Source organism: Escherichia sp. R1 (genome assembly GCF_003000935.1).
Lineage (GTDB): Bacteria > Pseudomonadota > Gammaproteobacteria > Enterobacterales > Enterobacteriaceae > Escherichia > Escherichia coli.
On sequence record NZ_PSRU01000001.1, the window covers coordinates 442,913 to 465,061 of the forward strand.

The 22,149-nt window shown below is 51.7% G+C and carries 17 protein-coding genes and 7 tRNA genes; 21 read left to right on the forward strand and 3 right to left on the reverse strand.

Going from position 1 to position 22,149, the window contains the following annotated elements:
* Positions 1-26: 26 nt before the first annotated feature.
* Positions 27-1,973, reverse strand: a complete 1,947-nt coding sequence (gene nagE / locus C4F37_RS02235) for a PTS N-acetyl glucosamine transporter subunit IIABC (RefSeq protein ID WP_001023115.1) — start codon at positions 1,971-1,973, stop codon at positions 27-29.
* 332 nt (positions 1,974-2,305) lie between these two features.
* On the opposite strand from nagE, the gene nagB reads away from it, so the two are divergent.
* The 12 genes from nagB to C4F37_RS02300 all read left to right on the forward strand — a co-directional run bounded on the left by nagB (position 2,306) and on the right by C4F37_RS02300 (position 9,349).
* Positions 2,306-3,106 carry a glucosamine-6-phosphate deaminase gene (gene nagB, locus C4F37_RS02240; RefSeq protein ID WP_001538456.1) on the forward strand — a complete coding sequence of 267 codons (801 nt, stop codon included), beginning with the start codon at positions 2,306-2,308 and terminating at the stop codon, positions 3,104-3,106.
* A 59-nt stretch (positions 3,107-3,165) separates the two neighbouring features.
* Positions 3,166-4,314 carry an N-acetylglucosamine-6-phosphate deacetylase gene (gene nagA, locus C4F37_RS02245; protein WP_000271154.1) on the forward strand — a complete coding sequence of 383 codons (1,149 nt, stop codon included), beginning with the start codon at positions 3,166-3,168 and terminating at the stop codon, positions 4,312-4,314.
* A gap of 8 nt (positions 4,315-4,322) precedes the next feature.
* Entirely contained in the window at positions 4,323-5,543 is a 1,221-nt protein-coding gene (nagC, locus tag C4F37_RS02250) for a DNA-binding transcriptional regulator NagC (protein ID WP_000187594.1), read from the forward strand.
* A 47-nt stretch (positions 5,544-5,590) separates the two neighbouring features.
* The gene (gene nagD / locus C4F37_RS02255) at positions 5,591-6,343 is read left to right on the forward strand and encodes a ribonucleotide monophosphatase NagD (RefSeq protein ID WP_000153129.1); all 753 of its coding nucleotides are present in this window, start codon (positions 5,591-5,593) and stop codon (positions 6,341-6,343) included.
* A gap of 255 nt (positions 6,344-6,598) precedes the next feature.
* On the forward strand, positions 6,599-8,263 hold the full coding sequence (asnB, locus tag C4F37_RS02260; protein ID WP_000337077.1) for an asparagine synthase B: 1,665 nt from the start codon (positions 6,599-6,601) through the stop codon (positions 8,261-8,263).
* Between the two features lie 380 nt (positions 8,264-8,643).
* A tRNA-Met gene (locus C4F37_RS02270) sits at positions 8,644-8,720 on the forward strand.
* 10 nt (positions 8,721-8,730) lie between these two features.
* Positions 8,731-8,815: transfer RNA gene (locus tag C4F37_RS02275), tRNA-Leu, on the forward strand.
* A 23-nt stretch (positions 8,816-8,838) separates the two neighbouring features.
* Positions 8,839-8,913, forward strand: a tRNA-Gln gene (locus tag C4F37_RS02280).
* Positions 8,914-8,947: 34 nt separating this feature from the next.
* Positions 8,948-9,022, forward strand: a tRNA-Gln gene (locus C4F37_RS02285).
* A gap of 15 nt (positions 9,023-9,037) precedes the next feature.
* Positions 9,038-9,114, forward strand: a tRNA-Met gene (locus C4F37_RS02290).
* Positions 9,115-9,162: 48 nt separating this feature from the next.
* Positions 9,163-9,237, forward strand: a tRNA-Gln gene (locus tag C4F37_RS02295).
* A gap of 37 nt (positions 9,238-9,274) precedes the next feature.
* Positions 9,275-9,349 (forward strand) — tRNA-Gln (locus C4F37_RS02300).
* Positions 9,350-9,503: 154 nt separating this feature from the next.
* Here C4F37_RS02300 and ubiF read toward each other — a convergent pair.
* The gene (gene ubiF, locus C4F37_RS02305) at positions 9,504-10,679 is read right to left on the reverse strand and encodes a 3-demethoxyubiquinol 3-hydroxylase (RefSeq protein WP_001538454.1); all 1,176 of its coding nucleotides are present in this window, start codon (positions 10,677-10,679) and stop codon (positions 9,504-9,506) included.
* Between the two features lie 145 nt (positions 10,680-10,824).
* Here ubiF and miaB point away from each other — a divergent pair, with 145 nt between their 5' ends.
* The 5 genes from miaB (at position 10,825) to lnt (ending at position 16,437) form a co-directional block, all read left to right on the forward strand.
* A complete protein-coding gene (gene miaB / locus C4F37_RS02310) occupies positions 10,825-12,249 on the forward strand; it encodes a tRNA (N6-isopentenyl adenosine(37)-C2)-methylthiotransferase MiaB (protein WP_000162748.1) in 1,425 nt (474 codons plus the stop codon).
* 152 nt (positions 12,250-12,401) lie between these two features.
* Positions 12,402-13,442, forward strand: coding sequence for a PhoH family protein (locus C4F37_RS02315; RefSeq protein ID WP_001018040.1), 1,041 nt, complete (start codon positions 12,402-12,404; stop codon positions 13,440-13,442).
* The gene (ybeY, locus tag C4F37_RS02320; protein WP_000084467.1) at positions 13,439-13,906 is read left to right on the forward strand and encodes an rRNA maturation RNase YbeY; all 468 of its coding nucleotides are present in this window, start codon (positions 13,439-13,441) and stop codon (positions 13,904-13,906) included. Before C4F37_RS02315 ends, ybeY begins: the two co-directional genes overlap by 4 nt.
* A gap of 89 nt (positions 13,907-13,995) precedes the next feature.
* The gene (gene corC, locus C4F37_RS02325; RefSeq protein WP_001278605.1) at positions 13,996-14,874 is read left to right on the forward strand and encodes a CNNM family magnesium/cobalt transport protein CorC; all 879 of its coding nucleotides are present in this window, start codon (positions 13,996-13,998) and stop codon (positions 14,872-14,874) included.
* Between the two features lie 24 nt (positions 14,875-14,898).
* Positions 14,899-16,437, forward strand: a complete 1,539-nt coding sequence (gene lnt / locus C4F37_RS02330; RefSeq protein ID WP_001538453.1) for an apolipoprotein N-acyltransferase — start codon at positions 14,899-14,901, stop codon at positions 16,435-16,437.
* 126 nt (positions 16,438-16,563) lie between these two features.
* On the opposite strand, the gene C4F37_RS02335 is transcribed toward lnt, so the two are convergent.
* Positions 16,564-18,441, reverse strand: coding sequence for a rhomboid family intramembrane serine protease (locus tag C4F37_RS02335; RefSeq protein WP_001538452.1), 1,878 nt, complete (start codon positions 18,439-18,441; stop codon positions 16,564-16,566).
* Positions 18,442-18,894: 453 nt separating this feature from the next.
* Between C4F37_RS02335 and gltI the strand changes: the two genes are divergently transcribed.
* From gltI to gltL, 4 genes are all read left to right on the forward strand, one after another.
* A complete protein-coding gene (gltI, locus tag C4F37_RS02340; protein ID WP_001538451.1) occupies positions 18,895-19,803 on the forward strand; it encodes a glutamate/aspartate ABC transporter substrate-binding protein GltI in 909 nt (302 codons plus the stop codon).
* A 169-nt stretch (positions 19,804-19,972) separates the two neighbouring features.
* Positions 19,973-20,713, forward strand: a complete 741-nt coding sequence (gene gltJ, locus C4F37_RS02345; protein WP_000020941.1) for a glutamate/aspartate ABC transporter permease GltJ — start codon at positions 19,973-19,975, stop codon at positions 20,711-20,713.
* Positions 20,713-21,387: a glutamate/aspartate ABC transporter permease GltK gene (gene gltK / locus C4F37_RS02350; protein ID WP_000272824.1), complete on the forward strand. Its 675-nt coding sequence runs from the start codon at positions 20,713-20,715 to the stop codon at positions 21,385-21,387. Before gltJ ends, gltK begins: the two co-directional genes overlap by 1 nt.
* Complete coding sequence (gene gltL, locus C4F37_RS02355) at positions 21,387-22,112, forward strand: glutamate/aspartate ABC transporter ATP-binding protein GltL (protein ID WP_000631389.1); 726 nt, start codon at positions 21,387-21,389, stop codon at positions 22,110-22,112. The genes gltK and gltL overlap by 1 nt, the downstream gene beginning before the upstream one ends.
* Positions 22,113-22,149: the final 37 nt, after the last annotated feature.

Below are 22,149 nucleotides of genomic sequence, written 5' to 3' on the forward strand. Positions count from 1 at the left end.
CCGCGTCGCATCAGACATAAAGCAGATTACTTTTTGATTTCATACAGCGGTGTTTGACCCGCCACAACATGGCCCTGAGCTTTAATGATAAGGCCGCTGAAATCGTCGATATTGCTGCAAACCACCGGGCTAATCATCGAGCGAGCGTTAGCGTTCAGGTAATCCAGATCCATTTCCAGAATCGGTTGCCCTGCGCTTACCTGCGCGCCCTCTTCCACCAGACGTTTAAAGCCTTTACCTTCCAGCGCTACGGTGTCGATACCCATATGGACGACGATCTCCGCGCCTTTTTCGGTTTCCAGACAGAATGCGTGGTTGGTGTTGAAGATTTTCACGATTGTTCCTGCGGCTGGTGATACGACGATTTTATCTGTCGGTTTCACCGCCACACCGTCACCCACCGCTTTGCTGGCGAATGCTTCGTCAGGAACCTGATCCAGTGCCACAACATCCCCGGTAATCGGCGATACCAGCTCCGCGATAGATACCGCGTTTGGTACAGCCTGCGGTTTTGCTACAGGAGCGGCAGTTGCCGGAGTTGCTTCAGCTGACGCAGCGGCTACCGGACCACGGGCAACGACTTTCTTCATCGCATCGCCGATGGATTCTGCTTTCGCGCCAACAATCACCTGAATAGTCTGTTTGTTCAGTTTCACTACCCCAGAAGCACCCAGACGTTTACACATCGCATCGTTGACGCGAGCTGAGTCAACCACGGTAAGGCGCAGACGAGTAATACAGGCGTCAATGGCTTTCAGGTTGTCAGTACCGCCAACCGCAGCAATATAGTTGGTTGCCAGTTGATTGAGACCTTCTTCAGTATTGCTGTTAGCCTCTTCAGTAACGATCTCGTCTTCTTTATCTTCACGACCCGGCGTTTTCAGGTTGAACATGCGGATAACCAAACTGAACACCACGAAGTAGATAGCGAAGAAGACAACCCCCATCACCAGCAGCATCCAGACGTTCTGGCTGGCGGCCGGCAGGTTATACATCAACGCGTAGTCGATAGCCCCCGCAGAGAAAGAGAAGCCGGCATGGATACCCAGCAGCGTTGCCACAAACAGGCTGATACCGGTCAGCAGTGCGTGCAGGAGGTACAGCAGCGGTGCAAGGAACATGAACAGGAATTCCAGCGGCTCAGTCACACCGGTCAGGAACGCAGTAACAGCAACAGAAAGCAGCATCCCGCCAACCATCGGACGACGCTCTTTCGGTGCTGCGAAGTACATCGCCAGCGCCGCACCCGGCAGACCGAACATCATAATCGGGAAGAAGCCGGACATGAACATCCCCGCGGTGCCGTCACCGGCATAGAAGCGGTTGATATCACCGTGGAAAACCGTTCCCGCCGCGTTGGTGAATTCACCAATCTGGAACCAGGCGATGGTGTTCAGCACCTGATGCAGACCGGTTGGGATCAGCAGACGGTTGATGAAACCAAAGATACCGGAACCCAGCGCGCCCGCAGAAACGATCCACTCGCCGCCTGCATGGATAGCGTGCTGTACCGGTGGCCAGACGTAACCAAAAATGGCCGCCAGCACCAGACAGAAGAAGCCGGTGGCGATCGGCACAAAGCGTTTGCCGCCGAAGAAGCTCAGGAAGTCCGGCAGTTTAATATCGGACCAACGGTTATAGGCTGCGCCACCAACCAGACCGGTAATGATACCCGCCAGTACACCCATGTTAATTTCTGGGTTGATGGTCACCATCGCTTTGGTTAACACAAAGTAACCTACCGCACCCGCCAGTGCCGCCGCACCTGCGCTGTCTTTCGACCAGCTGGATGCCACGCCGATGGCGAAGATTAATGCGAGGTTATCAAAAATCGCACCGCCCGCCTGGGCAATAAACGCAACGTTAAGTAAATCTGGCTGACCGAATCGCAGCAACAGCGCCGCCACCGGCAGCACCGCGATAGGGAGCTGTAACGCCCTACCGAGTCGCTGGAAAAAACCTAAAATATTCATCTTATTCCCCCTACGAGAATCCTATTTGGCTCGTTTAAAGCCGTATTTTTATTTTGCTGCAAATTGTACTGCCGATGTTCTGTAATCAGATTGTTAGATCATCTGCTACAGAGTGTGTGAAAATTTAATTCGTATCGCAAATTAAACGCGTGTCTTTTGTGAGTTTTGTCACCAAATATCGTTATCATCACTCCCTTTTACTGGCTAAACCAGAAAACTTATTTTATCATTCAAAAAATCAGGTCGGATTGACGCCTGTCTGCGCAAATCCAGGTTACGCTTAAAGATGCCTAATCCGCCAACGGCTTACATTTTACTTATTGAGGTGAATAATGAGACTGATCCCCCTGACTACCGCTGAACAGGTCGGCAAATGGGCTGCTCGCCATATCGTCAATCGTATCAATGCGTTCAAACCGACTGCCGATCGTCCGTTTGTACTGGGCCTGCCGACTGGCGGCACGCCGATGACCACCTATAAAGCGTTAGTCGAAATGCATAAAGCAGGCCAGGTCAGCTTTAAGCACGTTGTCACCTTCAACATGGACGAATATGTCGGTCTGTCGAAAGAGCATCCGGAAAGCTACTACAGCTTTATGCACCGTAATTTCTTCGATCACGTTGATATTCCAGCAGAAAATATCAACCTTCTCAACGGCAACGCCCCGGATATCGACGCCGAATGCCGCCAGTATGAAGAAAAAATCCGTTCTTACGGAAAAATTCATCTGTTTATGGGCGGTGTAGGTAACGACGGTCATATTGCATTTAACGAACCGGCGTCTTCTCTGGCTTCTCGTACTCGTATCAAAACCCTGACTCATGACACTCGCGTCGCGAACTCTCGTTTCTTTGATAACGATGTTAATCAGGTGCCAAAATATGCCCTGACTGTCGGTGTTGGTACATTGCTGGATGCCGAAGAAGTGATGATTCTGGTGCTGGGTAGTCAGAAAGCACTGGCACTGCAGGCCGCCGTTGAAGGTTGCGTGAACCACATGTGGACCATCAGCTGTCTGCAACTGCATCCAAAAGCGATCATGGTGTGCGATGAACCTTCCACCATGGAGCTGAAAGTTAAGACTTTAAGATATTTCAATGAATTAGAAGCAGAAAATATCAAAGGTCTGTAATTATTATCCCTGCCCTGACACCTTGCTCAGGGCAATATTTTTTAAAATCGGGGGTCAGAATGTATGCATTAACCCAGGGCCGGATCTTTACCGGCCACGAATTTCTTGATGACCACGCGGTTGTTATCGCTGATGGCCTGATTAAAAGCGTCTGTCCGGTAGCGGAACTGCCGCCAGAGATCGAACAACGTTCACTGAACGGGGCCATTCTCTCCCCCGGTTTTATCGATGTGCAGTTAAACGGCTGCGGCGGCGTACAGTTTAACGACACCGCTGAAGCGGTCAGCGTGGAAACGCTGGAAATCATGCAGAAAGCCAATGAGAAATCAGGCTGTACTAACTATCTGCCGACGCTTATCACCACCAGCGATGAGCTGATGAAACAGGGCGTGCGCGTTATGCGCGAGTACCTGGCAAAACATCCGAACCAGGCGTTAGGTCTGCATCTGGAAGGTCCGTGGCTGAATCTGGTAAAAAAAGGCACCCATAATCCGAATTTTGTGCGTAAGCCTGATGCCGCGCTGGTCGATTTCCTGTGTGAGAACGCCGACGTGATTACCAAAGTGACTCTGGCACCGGAAATGGTTCCAGCGGAAGTCATCAGCAAACTGGCAAATGCCGGGATTGTGGTTTCTGCTGGTCACTCCAACGCGACGTTGAAAGAAGCGAAAGCCGGTTTCCGCGCGGGGATTACCTTTGCCACCCATCTGTACAACGCGATGCCGTATATTACCGGTCGTGAACCGGGCCTGGCGGGCGCGATCCTCGACGAAGCTGACATTTATTGCGGTATTATTGCTGATGGCCTGCATGTTGATTACGCCAACATTCGTAACGCTAAGCGTCTGAAAGGCGACAAATTGTGTCTGGTTACCGATGCCACCGCGCCAGCAGGTGCCAACATTGAACAGTTCATTTTTGCGGGTAAAACAATATACTACCGTAATGGCCTTTGTGTGGATGAGAACGGTACGTTAAGCGGTTCATCCTTAACCATGATTGAAGGCGTGCGTAATCTGGTCGAACATTGTGGTATCGCACTGGATGAAGTGCTGCGTATGGCGACGCTCTATCCGGCACGTGCGATTGGCGTTGAGAAACGTCTCGGCACGCTCGCCGCAGGTAAAGTAGCCAACCTGACTGCATTCACACCTGATTTTAAAATCACCAGGACCATCGTTAACGGTAACGAGGTCGTAACTCAATAAGAGAAAGTATGACACCAGGCGGACAAGCTCAGATAGGTAATGTTGATCTCGTAAAACAGCTTAACAGCGCGGCGGTTTATCGCCTGATTGACCAGTACGGGCCAATCTCGCGGATTCAGATTGCCGAGCAAAGTCAGCTTGCCCCCGCCAGCGTAACCAAAATTACGCGTCAGCTTATCGAACGCGGGCTGATCAAAGAAGTTGATCAGCAGGCCTCCACCGGGGGCCGCCGCGCTATCTCCATCGTCACCGAAACCCGCAATTTCCACGCAATCGGCGTACGGCTTGGTCGTCACGACGCCACCATCACCTTGTTTGATCTCAGCAGCAAAGTGCTGGCAGAAGAACATTACCCGCTGCCGGAACGTACCCAGCAGACGCTGGAACATGCCCTGCTGAATGCCATTGCTCAGTTTATTGATAGCTACCAGCGCAAGCTACGCGAGCTGATCGCGATTTCGGTGATCCTGCCAGGGCTTGTAGACCCGGACAGCGGCAAAATTCATTACATGCCGCATATTCAGGTAGAAAACTGGGGGCTGGTTGAAGCACTGGAAGAGCGTTTTAAAGTGACCTGTTTTGTCGGCCACGATATCCGCAGTCTGGCGCTGGCAGAGCACTACTTCGGTGCAAGTCAGGATTGCGAAGACTCCATTCTGGTGCGTGTCCATCGCGGAACCGGGGCCGGGATTATCTCTAACGGGCGAATTTTTATCGGGCGCAACGGCAACGTCGGTGAAATTGGCCATATTCAGGTCGAACCGCTGGGTGAACGCTGCCACTGCGGCAACTTTGGCTGCCTGGAAACTATCGCCGCCAATGCTGCCATTGAACAACGGGTGTTGAATCTGTTAAAGCAGGGCTACCAGAGCCGTGTGCCACTGGACGACTGCACCATCAAAACTATCTGCAAAGCCGCGAACAAAGGCGATAGCCTGGCCTCGGAAGTGATTGAATATGTCGGTCGTCATCTGGGTAAAACCATCGCCATTGCTATCAACTTATTTAATCCGCAAAAAATTGTTATTGCTGGAGAAATCACCGAAGCCGATAAAGTGCTGCTCCCTGCTATTGAAAGCTGCATTAATACCCAGGCGCTGAAGGCGTTTCGTACTAATCTACCGGTGGTACGTTCTGAGTTGGATCACCGCTCGGCAATCGGCGCTTTTGCGCTGGTAAAACGCGCCATGCTCAACGGTATTTTGCTCCAGCATTTGCTGGAAAATTAATGTGCTTTTATAGTGGCGCTTATTGTTGTCAATATTCTGGGTAGTCCATGACCATTAAAAATGTAATTTGCGATATCGACGGCGTGCTGATGCACGATAACGTCGCCGTACCGGGTGCAGCGGAATTTTTGCACGGGATTATGGATAAAGGCCTGCCGCTGGTGTTGCTGACCAACTATCCTTCGCAGACCGGGCAAGATCTGGCGAATCGCTTTGCCACTGCCGGTGTCGATGTACCGGATAGCGTGTTTTATACCTCCGCGATGGCGACCGCCGATTTTCTGCGTCGCCAGGAAGGCAAGAAAGCGTATGTGGTGGGCGAAGGCGCACTGATTCATGAACTGTACAAAGCCGGTTTCACTATTACCGATGTGAACCCTGATTTTGTGATTGTTGGCGAAACGCGTTCCTACAACTGGGACATGATGCATAAAGCAGCCTATTTCGTCGCTAACGGTGCACGCTTTATCGCCACCAACCCGGACACCCACGGGCGCGGTTTTTATCCCGCCTGTGGCGCGTTGTGTGCAGGGATCGAGAAAATCTCCGGGCGCAAACCGTTCTATGTTGGAAAGCCGAGTCCGTGGATCATCCGCGCGGCATTAAACAAAATGCAGGCGCATTCGGAAGAAACGGTGATTGTCGGCGATAACTTGCGTACCGATATTCTGGCGGGCTTCCAGGCCGGTCTGGAGACGATTCTGGTGCTTTCTGGTGTTTCGTCGCTCGACGATATCGACAGTATGCCGTTCCGCCCAAGTTGGATTTACCCATCGGTCGCTGAAATCGACGTTATCTGAATAGCAACCACGCCTCAGGGCGTGGTTTCTTATTTTTACCCATCATTAAAATCACCCTATTCAATAAAACCCGTCAAAAATTATCGATCCATCAATAAATACGCCATCACACCCTATCCTTTTTCACAAATCAGCAATCGCCATTACGTTTTTTATTTTTCCACCGCCAAATCGCTTGCGCACCGTGCTGCTTTGCGGCATTTTTTAAACAAGCAAACACAACAAGCAACAAATACCAGGTTAACGGAGAAGGTTATGTGTTCAATTTTTGGCGTATTCGATATCAAAACAGACGCAGTTGAGCTGCGTAAGAAAGCACTCGAGCTGTCACGCCTGATGCGTCATCGTGGCCCGGACTGGTCCGGCATTTATGCCAGCGATAACGCCATTCTCGCCCACGAACGTCTGTCAATTGTTGACGTTAACGCGGGGGCGCAACCTCTCTACAACCAACAAAAAACTCATGTGCTGGCAGTAAACGGTGAAATCTACAACCACCAGGCATTGCGCGCTGAATATGGCGATCGTTACCAGTTCCAGACCGGGTCTGACTGTGAAGTGATCCTCGCGCTGTATCAGGAAAAAGGGCCGGAATTTCTCGACGACTTGCAGGGCATGTTTGCCTTTGCCCTGTACGACAGCGAAAAAGATGCATATCTGATTGGTCGCGACCATCTGGGGATCATCCCACTGTATATGGGCTATGACGAACACGGTCAGCTGTATGTGGCCTCAGAAATGAAAGCCCTCGTGCCAGTTTGCCGCACGATTAAAGAGTTTCCGGCGGGGAGCTATTTGTGGAGTCAGGACGGCGAAATCCGTTCTTATTATCATCGCGACTGGTTCGACTACGATGCGGTGAAAGATAACGTGACCGACAAAAACGAGCTGCGTCAGGCACTGGAAGATTCCGTTAAAAGCCATCTGATGTCTGATGTGCCTTACGGTGTGCTGCTTTCTGGTGGTCTGGATTCCTCAATTATTTCCGCTATCACCAAGAAATACGCCGCCCGTCGCGTGGAAGATCAGGAACGCTCTGAAGCCTGGTGGCCGCAGTTGCACTCCTTTGCTGTAGGTCTGCCGGGTTCACCGGATCTGAAAGCAGCCCAGGAAGTGGCAAACCATCTGGGCACGGTGCATCACGAAATTCACTTCACTGTACAGGAAGGTCTGGATGCCATCCGCGACGTGATTTACCACATCGAAACTTATGATGTGACCACTATTCGCGCTTCAACACCGATGTATTTAATGTCGCGTAAGATCAAGGCGATGGGCATTAAAATGGTGCTGTCCGGTGAAGGTTCTGACGAAGTGTTTGGCGGTTATCTATACTTCCACAAAGCGCCGAACGCTAAAGAGTTGCATGAAGAGACGGTGCGTAAACTGCTGGCCCTGCATATGTATGACTGCGCGCGTGCCAACAAAGCGATGTCAGCCTGGGGCGTGGAAGCACGCGTTCCGTTCCTCGACAAAAAATTCCTTGATGTGGCGATGCGCATTAACCCACAGGATAAAATGTGCGGTAACGGCAAAATGGAAAAACACATCCTGCGTGAATGTTTTGAAGCGTATCTGCCTGCAAGCGTGGCCTGGCGGCAAAAAGAGCAGTTCTCCGATGGCGTCGGTTACAGTTGGATCGACACCCTGAAAGAAGTGGCAGCGCAGCAGGTTTCTGATCAACAGCTGGAAACTGCCCGCTTCCGCTTCCCGTACAACACGCCGACCTCAAAAGAAGCGTATCTGTACCGGGAGATCTTTGAAGAATTGTTCCCGCTTCCGAGCGCCGCTGAGTGCGTGCCGGGCGGTCCTTCCGTCGCTTGTTCTTCCGCTAAAGCGATTGAGTGGGATGAAGCGTTCAAGAAAATGGACGATCCGTCTGGTCGCGCGGTTGGCGTTCACCAGTCGGCATATAAATAAGACGTGTAATATTGCCCCGGAGAAATCCGGGGCAATTTCAGTTACTGGGGCGCTTGTTGATTCTGATATGCAGTAAGGAAATGTTCCGGGTTTGCCACATCGCTGTTTGACAACTCATTACTGTAGGCCAGTATTTCATAGATTAATTTCCCACCACTATTGTTGAATTCCGAATTTCATCCTGTATGACAAAAGAATGGCTGTAGGGTGGGGAAAAAACACAAAGTAAACAATAATTGACGAATATAGCGCCATGCTGTTCGCAACCTAACCAAACAGTCACTTTCGAGCAATTTTCCTTGAAAAAGAGGTTGACGCTGCAAGGCTCTATACGCATAATGCGCCCCGCAACGCCGATAAGGTATCGCGAAAAAAAAGATGGCTACGTAGCTCAGTTGGTTAGAGCACATCACTCATAATGATGGGGTCACAGGTTCGAATCCCGTCGTAGCCACCATCTTTTTTTTGCGGGAGTGGCGAAATTGGTAGACGCACCAGATTTAGGTTCTGGCGCCGCAAGGTGTGCGAGTTCAAGTCTCGCCTCCCGCACCATTCACCAGAAAGCGTTGTACGGATGGGGTATCGCCAAGCGGTAAGGCACCGGTTTTTGATACCGGCATTCCCTGGTTCGAATCCAGGTACCCCAGCCATATTCTTCGAATAAGCGGTTCACCGCCCGGTTATTGGGGTATCGCCAAGCGGTAAGGCACCGGTTTTTGATACCGGCATTCCCTGGTTCGAATCCAGGTACCCCAGCCATCGAAGAAACAATCTGGCTACGTAGCTCAGTTGGTTAGAGCACATCACTCATAATGATGGGGTCACAGGTTCGAATCCCGTCGTAGCCACCAAATTCTGAATGTGTCGAATATGTTCGGCAAATTCAAAAACCAATTTGTTGGGGTATCGCCAAGCGGTAAGGCACCGGATTCTGATTCCGGCATTCCGAGGTTCGAATCCTCGTACCCCAGCCAATTTATTCAAGACGCTTACCTTGTAAGTGCACCCAGTTGGGGTATCGCCAAGCGGTAAGGCACCGGATTCTGATTCCGGCATTCCGAGGTTCGAATCCTCGTACCCCAGCCACATTAAAAAAGCTCGCTTCGGCGAGCTTTTTGCTTTTCTGCGTATATTCAATGCCGAATGCGATGTTGACTCGTCTTATCCTTCAAAGTCGGATGCGACGCTGCCCGCGTCTTATCCGACCTACGGTTGGCATGCATCCAGCAATGTTGTGAGGCTACAACCCTAACGCATATTTCAGCGCCTGACGTTTCAACACGCCAGCACGCTCCGCCGCCATCAAACCAAGATTACGCACAAAACGCAGCGGTGGCAGATTATTGCTGAATCCGGCATAAAACAGATCCATACCACTTTGCATCATGAAGTTATCCGCCATACGCCGCATCTGGTAACGCTTGAGCACAGGATAACTGGCCCACGCTTCGCCGTAGCTGCGGGCGTTCACCAGAACGTCAATCAGGGCATCGACATCACGATAACCAAGATTCACTCCCTGCCCCGCCAGCGGATGGATGGTATGCGCGGCATCGCCCACCAGAGCAAGCCCTGGTTGCACATACTGCAACGCATGGCGACGTATCAGCGGAAACGCACCAGCGGCAAGCGGTGTTACGTAACCCAGACGCGACGGGAAATGCTTCGCGATTTCCGCCTGTAGCTGCGCCATATTCATATTCTGCAACTGGCGAATGCGCGCCGGAGAGTCATACCACACCAGCGATGCCCAGTTATCAAACAACGGCAGAAACGCACGCGGTCCGTCCGGGGTAAATTGCTGCCAGGTGCTGTCGCCGGGATCGTTCTCACACTGTACGCTAATTAACATACACGACTGCGCATACTGCCAGGCATGAACGCCAATTCCCGCCATCTGTCGCACCTGCGAATTTGCGCCGTCGGCACCAATCACCAGCTTCGCGAGGATCGTTTCACCGCCCTTCAGTTCCAGCTCCTGAAGATCATTATGGCGATGCAGTGCAATCAGCGAGGTTGGCACACGTAACGTTACTTTCGGATGCGCTTCCAGCGCCTGCCACAACGCCTGTTGCAGGACAGTGTTTTCCGCCATGTAGCCAAGCAACGGTAGCTTAAGTTCAGCGGCGTCAAACACGACATGCGCCGTTTCCCACTCCCACGTTTCCAGTCTGCGGTAAGGATGGCAACGCATAGCCTGTACTGCATCCCAGACCCCTAACCCTTTAAGCAATGATACCGAAGCCGCGCTGATCGCCGAGATCCGCACGTCCGGCTGGCTGTCCGCAACAAACGGCGCAGGCTGGGCATGTTCAATAACCGTTACCGTAAACCCGTGCTGTGCCAGTCCCAGCGCCAGCGCGCCGCCGACCATTCCTCCGCCGACAATGGCAATTTCCGTTGGTTGATTTGTCATGGTCAATCATCCTGTTAGCAATATGCTTTAAGTTTACAGGATTTTTACCCCCAAGGGCTGATAACGCTCATACTGGTCACAACGGCAGCAAAGCATTACACTATGCGCCCTGCATTCCTGGCTACTATTTCGCAAGAGCAAGTCGATGACCAAAAAACTCCATATTAAAACCTGGGGCTGTCAGATGAACGAGTACGATTCATCGAAGATGGCCGATCTGCTGGATGCCACCCACGGCTATCAACTGACCGACGTGGCGGAAGAAGCGGATGTGCTGCTGCTGAACACCTGCTCAATCCGCGAGAAGGCTCAGGAAAAAGTCTTCCATCAGTTGGGTCGCTGGAAACTGTTAAAAGAGAAGAATCCAGACCTGATTATCGGCGTCGGCGGCTGCGTGGCATCGCAAGAAGGCGAGCACATTCGCCAGCGCGCCCACTATGTCGATATTATTTTTGGGCCGCAAACGCTGCACCGCCTGCCGGAGATGATCAACTCCGTGCGCGGCGACCGCAGCCCGGTTGTAGATATCAGCTTCCCGGAAATCGAGAAGTTTGACCGTCTGCCAGAACCGCGCGCCGAAGGGCCGACCGCGTTTGTCTCCATCATGGAAGGCTGCAATAAATATTGCACCTACTGCGTGGTGCCTTACACCCGTGGTGAAGAGGTAAGCCGTCCGTCCGACGATATTCTGTTTGAGATCGCCCAGCTTGCGGCTCAGGGCGTGCGTGAAGTCAACCTGCTCGGTCAGAATGTGAATGCCTGGCGTGGTGAGAACTACGACGGCACCACCGGAACGTTTGCCGATCTGCTGCGTCTGGTTGCCGCCATCGACGGGATCGATCGTATTCGCTTTACCACCAGCCATCCGATCGAATTCACCGACGATATCATCGAAGTGTATCGCGACACGCCGGAGCTGGTGAGCTTCCTGCACCTGCCGGTACAGAGCGGTTCCGATCGCATTCTGAACCTGATGGGACGTACCCATACGGCGCTGGAGTACAAAGCGATCATCCGTAAACTGCGTGCGGCGCGCCCGGATATTCAGATCAGCTCTGACTTCATCGTCGGCTTCCCTGGCGAAACCACCGAAGACTTCGAGAAAACGATGAAGCTGATTGCCGACGTCAATTTCGACATGAGCTACAGCTTTATCTTCTCTGCACGTCCGGGTACACCAGCCGCCGATATGGTTGATGATGTTCCGGAAGAAGAGAAGAAGCAGCGTCTGTATATTCTGCAAGAGCGCATTAATCAGCAAGCGATGGCATGGAGCCGCCGGATGCTCGGCACCACCCAGCGCATTCTGGTAGAAGGGACTTCACGTAAGAGCATCATGGAGCTTTCCGGTCGCACTGAAAATAACCGCGTGGTTAACTTCGAGGGCACGCCGGATATGATCGGTAAATTCGTCGATGTAGAAATTACCGACGTCTACCCGAACTCTCTGCGCGGTAAAGTGGTGCGAACTGAAGATGAAATGGGTCTGCGCGTGGCAGAAACACCGGAATCGGTGATTGCCCGTACCCGCAAAGAAAACGACCTTGGCGTGGGTTATTATCAGCCGTAATTCTCAGGCCCGCCGTTCCGGTGGGCCTTGTTTTTTCTCTCTTTATCCCCATCTTTATCGCAATGCTTGCGCCTTTTTCCTGTGGCGTGAATAATTTCCTTATAGGCCGGTGAATGTTCAGCTTCCGGCGGCATACAGATAAGAGGAACGGTTTGAACATAGACACTCGCGAAATCACCCTGGAGCCAGCAGACAATGCGCGTCTGTTGAGCCTGTGCGGCCCGTTTGATGACAACATCAAACAACTCGAACGCCGTCTCGGCATCGAAATCAATCGCCGCGATAACCACTTTAAACTGACCGGCCGTCCGATTTGCGTCACCGCTGCGGCAGACATTCTGCGTAGCCTGTATGTCGATACTGCCCCGATGCGCGGTCAGATTCAGGATATCGAACCGGAACAGATCCACCTTGCGATTAAAGAAGCGCGGGTACTGGAGCAAAGCGCGGAGAGCGTGCCGGAGTACGGCAAAGCGGTCAATATCAAGACCAAACGCGGCGTAATTAAGCCGCGCACGCCAAACCAGGCGCAGTACATCGCCAATATTCTCGACCATGACATTACCTTCGGCGTTGGCCCGGCGGGTACGGGTAAAACCTACCTGGCAGTGGCTGCGGCAGTTGATGCCCTGGAGCGTCAGGAAATTCGCCGTATTCTGCTGACTCGTCCGGCGGTCGAAGCCGGTGAGAAACTGGGCTTCCTGCCTGGCGATTTAAGCCAGAAAGTAGACCCGTATCTGCGCCCGCTGTACGACGCGCTGTTTGAAATGCTGGGCTTTGAGAAAGTCGAGAAACTGATTGAGCGCAACGTTATTGAAGTCGCACCGCTGGCCTATATGCGTGGTCGTACGCTGAACGACGCGTTTATCATTCTTGATGAAAGCCAGAACACCACCATCGAACAGATGAAGATGTTCCTGACCCGTATCGGTTTTAACTCAAAAGCGGTTATCACCGGCGACGTCACACAGATCGACCTGCCGCGTAATACCAAGTCTGGTTTGCGTCATGCCATCGAAGTGCTGGCTGATGTCGAAGAGATCAGCTTTAACTTCTTCCACAGCGAAGACGTGGTTCGTCACCCGGTGGTGGCGCGTATCGTTAACGCCTATGAAGCCTGGGAAGAAGCCGAACAAAAACGTAAAGCGGCGCTGGCAGCAGAACGCAAGCGCGAAGAACAGGAACAAAAATGAGTCAGGTGATCCTCGATTTACAACTGGCATGTGAAGATAATTCCGGGTTACCGGAAGAGAGCCAGTTTCAGACATGGCTGAATGCGGTGATCCCGCAGTTTCAGGAAGAATCGGAAGTGACTATTCGCGTGGTCGATACCGCCGAAAGCCACAGTCTGAATCTGACCTATCGCGGTAAGGATAAGCCGACCAACGTGCTCTCCTTCCCGTTTGAAGTACCGCCTGGCATGGAAATGTCGCTACTGGGCGATCTGGTTATCTGCCGTCAGGTGGTTGAGAAGGAAGCTCAGGAGCAAGGCAAACCACTGGAGGCGCACTGGGCGCATATGGTGGTGCACGGCAGTCTGCATTTGTTAGGTTACGATCACATCGAAGATGACGAAGCAGAAGAAATGGAAGCCATCGAAACAGAGATTATGCTTGCTCTGGGCTATGAGGATCCGTACATTGCCGAGAAAGAATAATTTGCCAGGCATTTGACTGGCAGACGTCCCCGCCGTTGGTGATTAACGACGGCGTTTTGATTAACTAACATGAGAACCCATACGACGCCATGAGCGACGACAATTCACACAGTAGTGACACGATAAGCAACAAGAAGGGATTTTTCTCCCTGTTACTCAGCCAACTTTTCCACGGTGAACCGAAAAACCGTGACGAACTGCTGGCGCTGATCCGTGATTCCGGGCAGAACGACCTTATCGACGAAGATACGCGCGATATGCTCGAAGGGGTGATGGACATCGCAGACCAACGCGTTCGCGACATCATGATCCCCCGCTCCCAGATGATTACCCTGAAACGCAACCAGACGCTGGACGAATGCCTTGATGTCATCATTGAGTCCGCCCACTCACGTTTCCCGGTGATTAGCGAAGACAAAGATCACATTGAAGGGATTCTGATGGCGAAAGACTTGCTGCCGTTTATGCGCAGCGATGCTGAAGCCTTCAGCATGGACAAAGTGTTACGTCAGGCGGTTGTCGTTCCTGAAAGTAAGCGCGTAGACCGGATGCTGAAAGAGTTTCGCTCTCAGCGTTACCACATGGCGATCGTCATTGACGAATTCGGTGGGGTTTCCGGTCTGGTGACCATTGAAGACATCCTGGAACTGATTGTTGGTGAGATTGAAGACGAGTATGACGAAGAAGATGATATCGACTTCCGTCAGCTGAGTCGTCATACCTGGACCGTGCGCGCACTGGCTTCTATTGAAGACTTCAACGAAGCGTTCGGCACCCACTTTAGCGATGAAGAGGTTGACACTATCGGTGGTCTGGTGATGCAGGCATTTGGGCATCTTCCGGCGCGTGGCGAAACCATCGACATCGACGGTTACCAGTTCAAAGTGGCGATGGCCGACAGTCGGCGTATTATTCAGGTTCATGTCAAAATCCCGGATGACTCACCCCAGCCGAAGCTGGATGAATAAAACCGAAACTGGATAGATAACTACATGGCTTTTGCCTCATTAATTGAACGCCAGCGCATTCGCCTGCTGCTGGCGTTATTATTCGGTGCCTGCGGAACGCTGGCCTTCTCTCCTTACGACGTCTGGCCTGCGGCGATTATTTCGCTGATGGGGCTTCAGGCGTTGACCTTTAACCGCCGTCCACTCCAGTCTGCCGCTATTGGCTTTTGCTGGGGATTTGGCCTCTTTGGCAGCGGTATTAACTGGGTCTATGTCAGCATCGCGACCTTTGGCGGAATGCCTGGCCCGGTTAACATCTTCCTGGTGGTACTGCTGGCGGCGTATTTGTCGCTGTATACCGGACTGTTTGCTGGCGTGCTGTCGCGTCTGTGGCCGAAAACCACCTGGCTGCGCGTGGCGATTGCCGCCCCTGCTCTCTGGCAAGTGACCGAGTTTCTGCGCGGTTGGGTACTAACAGGCTTCCCGTGGTTACAGTTCGGCTATAGCCAGATTGATGGCCCGTTAAAAGGGCTGGCACCGATAATGGGCGTGGAAGCCATTAACTTCCTGCTGATGATGGTTAGTGGCCTGCTGGCACTGGCGTTGGTCAAACGCAACTGGCGTCCGCTGGTGGTGGCCGTCGTGCTGTTTGCCCTTCCCTTCCCGCTGCGTTACATCCAGTGGTTTACCCCGCAACCGGAAAAAACTATTCAGGTTTCGATGGTTCAGGGCGATATTCCGCAATCGCTGAAATGGGACGGAGACCAGCTACTTAATACGCTGAAGATTTACTACAACGCAACGGCACCGCTGATGGGCAAATCATCGTTGATTATCTGGCCGGAGTCGGCGATAACCGATCTGGAAATTAATCAGCAACCGTTCCTCAAAGCTCTGGACGGTGAGTTGCGCGATAAAGGTAGCTCGCTGGTCACCGGGATTGTCGACGCGCGTCTCAATAAACAGAACCGCTACGATACCTACAACACCATCATCACGCTGGGTAAAGGTGCGCCGTACAGCTACGAATCAGCCGATCGCTATAACAAAAACCATCTGGTGCCGTTTGGCGAGTTTGTCCCACTGGAGTCGATACTGCGTCCGTTAGCACCGTTCTTTGATTTGCCGATGTCGTCATTCAGCCGCGGACCATATATTCAGCCACCGCTGTCGTTGAATGGCATTCAACTTACTGCGGCCATTTGCTACGAAATCATTCTCGGCGAGCAAGTGCGCGATAACTTCCGCCCGGATACCGACTATCTGCTGACTATCTCCAACGATGCGTGGTTTGGTAAGTCTATTGGTCCATGGCAGCACTTCCAGATGGCGCGAATGCGTGCGCTGGAGCTGGCGCGCCCACTGTTGCGCAGCACCAACAACGGCATTACGGCGGTGATTGGCCCGCAGGGTGAGATTCAGGCGATGATCCCGCAGTTCACCCGCGAGGTGTTGACCACTAACGTGACACCAACCACCGGACTCACACCGTACGCACGAACCGGCAACTGGCCGCTGTGGGTGCTGACGGCGCTGTTTGGTTTTGCCGCTGTACTGATGAGTCTGCGTGCTCGCAAACGTTAATGTGCCTGATGCGCGACGCTTATCAGGCCTACGCGATTTTTACAATATGTTGAATTTTCGCGATTTTGTAGGATAAAGCGTACTTTTTCAACACGCTCTGGGGCATGATTATCATGCCCTTTTTTCTTACGGTTCAGGGATACAAGCCACATCGCCATATTGGGGATGCCGAATAATTGCCTGCGGATCAAGCGAGCGCGTCCTGTCCATTTGGATTAACCTGTTCTTCGCCATAACAAATATCTTTCTACCATCCGCTGAAAAACGAAGATTATTAACGTAGCTGGCGGGATAAACGCCAATAATCTGCCCGGCATTAATATTGAGCAGGATGACATAACCTTGCAGGCCATATGACACCAACGCTAAATACTGACCGTCCGGGCTAATACCCTCAACGGAATAAACGCTCCTGCTACACCATTGCGTCATAATGCTGGCTTGTTGATCCTCAGCTCTTATACGTGAAATCCCCTGGCTATCGGCAAAAATAATCTCACCATTTTTTGGTCGGAATCCCATCGCAGAAACGACACCACGCGCATCACCTGCGGGAAAGTCTTCTTTCTGATGCGTGATGGTATTGATCCGCACGATGTTACCCCTGCCTGCTCCCGGAACCAGTAATGTTTTTTCATCCGGGGAAAGTGCCATAACCCAGGCGCCTGGTTTACCGCTCATCCCCGTCCCGTCGTATTTCTCCAGCGGGATATCCGCCACATGCTGATAAGCCACCAGATCAATCGCTGACACACTATTGCTGGTGCGATTCATCACCCAGGCTTTTGTGCCATCACGCGAGAGGATAAGGCTGTCAGGATGGGCGCCGGTGGTAATCGACTGAATAATCTCCCCCGTCGCCACGTTAATGACCGATAACGCATTCGCTTCAAATGAAGTCGCATAAATCAACTTTTCATCCAGGCTTAATGCCAGCGATCTGACGCCCTGATCTTTACAGCCACCACAATGTTTGACTGACTTTTCTTTCGCTATGGGCGCTGTAAAGGTATGCAGGATTTTCTTTTGTCCGAGGTCGAAAACAACAATGCTGTTCGTGTTTTCAATTGCGGCATACAACGTATTACCATCCCGACTGATCGCCATATCATGGATATCGGCAATCTCAGCGAGTAAATCACCACTGGCCTGCTCACGACTTACCGGAGCGGATAATGTTTCCCTGAGGGCGTTGCGCTCCTCCACTAACTGCTGCTTTTTTTGTCGTCGCTCTTGTTCAATCTCCTGCGGATAAAACGCTTCACGCAGGCTTTGCCCGACCTGTAAAACTGATTCATCAATCTGCTGCTGCACAAACCAGATAGTCCCGGTCAGAAGAAGAGTGACCGCAACAATAATCCCGCCTTCCGTAACGAGCCGATTTTGCCCAACTAAACGCGCACTCAGCCAACCCAACGCGCCCCCCGCAATCAGGCCGCCAATGTGGCAAGCGTTATCTATTCCTGTTTGCCGGGTACCATACAACAGTGTCAGCGCCACCATACCCAACAGAGGAAATACTCGCCGCTGGTTTTTATGGTGTGTGCCCGCACCTGAAGCAAGCTGTGTTGCTATCGCAGCGCCCGCTATTCCCATAATTGCCCCGGATGCCCCAATGCTGATGACTATCTGCTCACTTTCGCGTAACGTATAACAGGCGCTGATCAGCCCACCAAAGATGCCGGAGAATAACCAGATAATCAGGAGTCGCCATTTCCCCAGTATCCGTTCCGCCACTGTCCCCACCACCAGGAGTGCAAACATATTCATCAGCAAATGGGAAAAACTACTGTGCAGAAAAACACTGCTCAATAAGCGCCAGGATTCATCCGACAACGTGAGAGAAGCAACGTTAGCGCCGAGATGGATGAGTGCGGATTGATCGACTTCTTCGTAACTCATCCATTGTGCGAGGTAACAAAATATCCCAACACAGAGCGCAAAAAGGATCAGGGTTATTGCGGGTAATTGAACATTTAACGGCTTAACCGAAGATGCAGACATAAGGTGATTCTTCCTTGAAAAGACTAGTAAAAAGCATTTTCCCGAGTGTAGTTATCATCCCGGCAAACGTCCCACACCGAAAAGTTAACACTGTCCGAAATATGACTTTTTCAAACTGAAATTACAATCGTAATTAATTCACCCCTAAGTATTTTTTGGCATGTAAGTTGCTTTATTTACTGTGTAAGCAATGAAATCAGCCGCAACGCAACCGGGTTGCACCACCACAAATCAGCGGTAGCACCAAAAAGGTGCGGTTTAAGAATTTTGCTTCGGAATGGTGCGGCGCACCTCGCAAAAATAAACAATAAAACAACAATATCTTTACATTTATCCAAACTAAATGTTACCTAACAAACACAACACTGCACAATAAAGTCGCAGATGATAACAACACAAACACTCACAACGGGTATCCATGCGTTTTTAACGCAGAAGATAAAGGAGTTGGATATGCAATTACGTAAACCTGCCACAGCAATCCTGGCCCTGGCGCTTTCCGCAGGACTGGCACAGGCAGATGACGCCGCCCCGGCAGCAGGCAGCACGCTGGACAAAATCGCCAAAAACGGCGTGATTGTCGTCGGTCACCGTGAATCTTCAGTACCTTTCTCTTATTACGACAATCAGCAAAAAGTGGTGGGCTACTCGCAGGATTACTCCAACGCCATTGTTGAAGCAGTGAAAAAGAAACTCAACAAACCAGACTTACAGGTGAAATTGATTCCGATCACCTCACAAAACCGTATTCCACTGCTGCAAAACGGCACTTTCGATTTTGAATGCGGTTCTACCACCAACAATGCCGAACGCCAAAAACAGGCGGCTTTCTCTGACACTATTTTCGTGGTCGGTACGCGCCTGCTGACCAAAAAGGGCGGCGATATCAAAGATTTTGCCGACCTGAAAGGCAAAGCCGTAGTCGTCACTTCCGGCACCACCTCTGAAGTTTTGCTCAACAAACTGAATGAAGAGCAAAAAATGAATATGCGCATCATCAGCGCCAAAGATCACGGTGACTCTTTCCGTACCCTGGAAAGCGGTCGTGCCGTTGCCTTTATGATGGATGATGCTCTGCTGGCCGGTGAACGTGCGAAAGCGAAGAAACCAGACAACTGGGAAATCGTCGGCAAGCCGCAGTCTCAGGAAGCCTATGGTTGCATGTTGCGTAAAGACGATCCGCAGTTCAAAAAGCTGATGGATGATACCATCGCTCAGGTGCAGACCTCCGGTGAAGCGGAAAAATGGTTTGATAAGTGGTTCAAAAATCCAATTCCGCCGAAAAACCTGAACATGAGTTTCGAACTGTCAGACGAAATGAAAGCACTGTTCAAAGAACCGAATGACAAGGCACTGAACTAATTACAAGAACCAGGGGCGGAAATTCCAGCCCTCTCGATTGTTACGTAGCACGGACAGACTATACGCCTGGTGGTCGTTCCCCATCGGGCCTGAAAACCGCAATACGCTGGGTAACAATCTTCGAGGGTAGCAGTTAACGCTGCTACCCTCTTTTTTCTGGAGTAGATTTATGTCTATAGACTGGAACTGGGGTATTTTTTTACAACAAGCCCCGTTCGGCAACACCACCTATCTTGGTTGGATCTGGAGTGGCTTTCAGGTGACGATCGCTTTGTCGATCTGCGCCTGGATTATCGCTTTCCTCGTCGGTTCATTTTTCGGCATTTTACGTACCGTTCCAAACCGTTTTCTCTCCGGTCTGGGTACGTTGTATGTCGAACTGTTCCGCAACGTGCCGTTGATTGTGCAATTCTTTACCTGGTACCTGGTGATCCCGGAGCTGCTGCCAGAGAAAATCGGCATGTGGTTTAAGGCGGAACTGGACCCTAATATTCAATTTTTCCTTTCATCCATGCTCTGCCTGGGGCTGTTTACCGCCGCCCGTGTTTGCGAACAGGTACGCGCCGCTATTCAGTCGCTGCCGCGTGGGCAAAAAAATGCCGCGCTGGCGATGGGTCTGACGCTACCGCAGGCTTACCGCTACGTACTGCTGCCTAATGCTTATCGCGTTATCGTCCCGCCGATGACCTCAGAGATGATGAACCTGGTGAAAAACTCCGCCATCGCCTCGACTATCGGTCTGGTGGATATGGCGGCGCAGGCGGGTAAATTGCTCGATTACTCGGCCCACGCCTGGGAGTCGTTTACCGCCATCACGCTGGCGTATGTATTGATTAACGCTTTTATCATGCTGGTGATGACGCTGGTTGAACGTAAAGTTCGTCTGCCCGGCAACATGGGGGGCAAATAATGTACGAGTTTGACTGGAGTTCCATTGTTCCTTCCCTGCCATATCTGCTCGACGGGCTGGTGATCACGCTGAAAATCACCGTCACGGCAGTGGTGATTGGTATTTTGTGGGGCACCATGCTGGCGGTGATGCGCTTGTCCAGCTTTGCGCCCGTAGCGTGGTTTGCCAAAGCCTACGTTAACGTATTCCGCTCGATTCCTTTAGTTATGGTTTTGCTGTGGTTTTACCTGATCGTACCGGGTTTTCTGCAAAACGTGCTGGGATTATCACCCAAAAATGATATCCGTTTAATTTCGGCGATGGTGGCGTTTTCGATGTTTGAAGCGGCCTACTATTCAGAGATTATCCGTGCTGGTATTCAAAGTATTTCTCGTGGTCAGTCGAGCGCCGCGCTGGCGTTGGGAATGACTCACTGGCAGTCGATGAAACTGATTATTCTGCCGCAGGCGTTCCGCGCGATGGTGCCGCTGTTGCTCACTCAGGGCATCGTACTGTTTCAGGATACCTCACTGGTGTATGTGTTATCTCTGGCCGATTTCTTCCGTACCGCCTCAACCATTGGTGAGCGTGATGGTACGCAGGTTGAGATGATCCTGTTTGCCGGATTTGTTTATTTCGTTATTAGCCTTAGCGCGTCGTTGTTGGTCAGCTACTTGAAAAGAAGGACAGCATAATGATTACCCTGAAAAATGTTTCAAAATGGTATGGTCACTTTCAGGTGCTGACCGACTGCTCAACCGAAGTGAAAAAAGGCGAAGTTGTGGTGGTTTGCGGTCCGTCTGGTTCCGGCAAATCAACGCTGATTAAAACCGTCAACGGCCTCGAACCGGTGCAGCAAGGTGAAATCACCGTCGATGGCATCGTGGTTAACGACAAGAAAACCGATCTGGCGAAACTGCGTTCCCGCGTCGGGATGGTGTTTCAGCATTTCGAGCTGTTCCCCCATCTGTCGATTATCGAAAACCTGACCCTGGCGCAGGTGAAAGTGCTTAAACGCAATAAAGCGCCGGCTCGTGAAAAAGCATTGAAATTGCTGGAGCGCGTCGGGCTTTCCGCACATGCCAATAAGTTTCCGGCGCAGCTTTCCGGCGGCCAGCAGCAGCGTGTGGCGATCGCTCGCGCATTGTGCATGGATCCTATTGCCATGCTGTTCGACGAACCAACGTCGGCGCTGGATCCGGAGATGATCAACGAAGTGCTGGACGTGATGGTCGAACTGGCGAACGAAGGAATGACGATGATGGTGGTGACCCACGAAATGGGCTTTGCCCGTAAAGTGGCGAATCGGGTGATCTTTATGGACGAGGGTAAAATTGTCGAAGACTCGCCGAAAGACGCTTTCTTCGATGATCCGAAATCGGACCGCGCAAAAGACTTCCTCGCAAAAATCCTGCATTAATCACTCTGGCGCGCATACTCAATTGCGCGCCATCTCA

Bases quoted from the DNA above. Each gene is read 5' to 3' on its own strand.
- nagE (WP_001023115.1), bottom strand. From the start codon at position 1,973: ATGAATATTTTAGGTTTTTTCCAGCGACTCGGTAGGGCGTTACAGCTC.
- nagB (WP_001538456.1), top strand. From the start codon at position 2,306: ATGAGACTGATCCCCCTGACTACCGCTGAACAGGTCGGCAAATGGGCT.
- nagA (WP_000271154.1), top strand. From the start codon at position 3,166: ATGTATGCATTAACCCAGGGCCGGATCTTTACCGGCCACGAATTTCTT.
- nagC (WP_000187594.1), top strand. From the start codon at position 4,323: ATGACACCAGGCGGACAAGCTCAGATAGGTAATGTTGATCTCGTAAAA.
- nagD (WP_000153129.1), top strand. From the start codon at position 5,591: ATGACCATTAAAAATGTAATTTGCGATATCGACGGCGTGCTGATGCAC.
- asnB (WP_000337077.1), top strand. From the start codon at position 6,599: ATGTGTTCAATTTTTGGCGTATTCGATATCAAAACAGACGCAGTTGAG.
- ubiF (WP_001538454.1), bottom strand. From the start codon at position 10,679: ATGACAAATCAACCAACGGAAATTGCCATTGTCGGCGGAGGAATGGTC.
- miaB (WP_000162748.1), top strand. From the start codon at position 10,825: ATGACCAAAAAACTCCATATTAAAACCTGGGGCTGTCAGATGAACGAG.
- ybeY (WP_000084467.1), top strand. From the start codon at position 13,439: ATGAGTCAGGTGATCCTCGATTTACAACTGGCATGTGAAGATAATTCC.
- corC (WP_001278605.1), top strand. From the start codon at position 13,996: ATGAGCGACGACAATTCACACAGTAGTGACACGATAAGCAACAAGAAG.
- lnt (WP_001538453.1), top strand. From the start codon at position 14,899: ATGGCTTTTGCCTCATTAATTGAACGCCAGCGCATTCGCCTGCTGCTG.
- C4F37_RS02335 (WP_001538452.1), bottom strand. From the start codon at position 18,441: ATGTCTGCATCTTCGGTTAAGCCGTTAAATGTTCAATTACCCGCAATA.
- gltI (WP_001538451.1), top strand. From the start codon at position 18,895: ATGCAATTACGTAAACCTGCCACAGCAATCCTGGCCCTGGCGCTTTCC.
- gltJ (WP_000020941.1), top strand. From the start codon at position 19,973: ATGTCTATAGACTGGAACTGGGGTATTTTTTTACAACAAGCCCCGTTC.
- gltK (WP_000272824.1), top strand. From the start codon at position 20,713: ATGTACGAGTTTGACTGGAGTTCCATTGTTCCTTCCCTGCCATATCTG.
- gltL (WP_000631389.1), top strand. From the start codon at position 21,387: ATGATTACCCTGAAAAATGTTTCAAAATGGTATGGTCACTTTCAGGTG.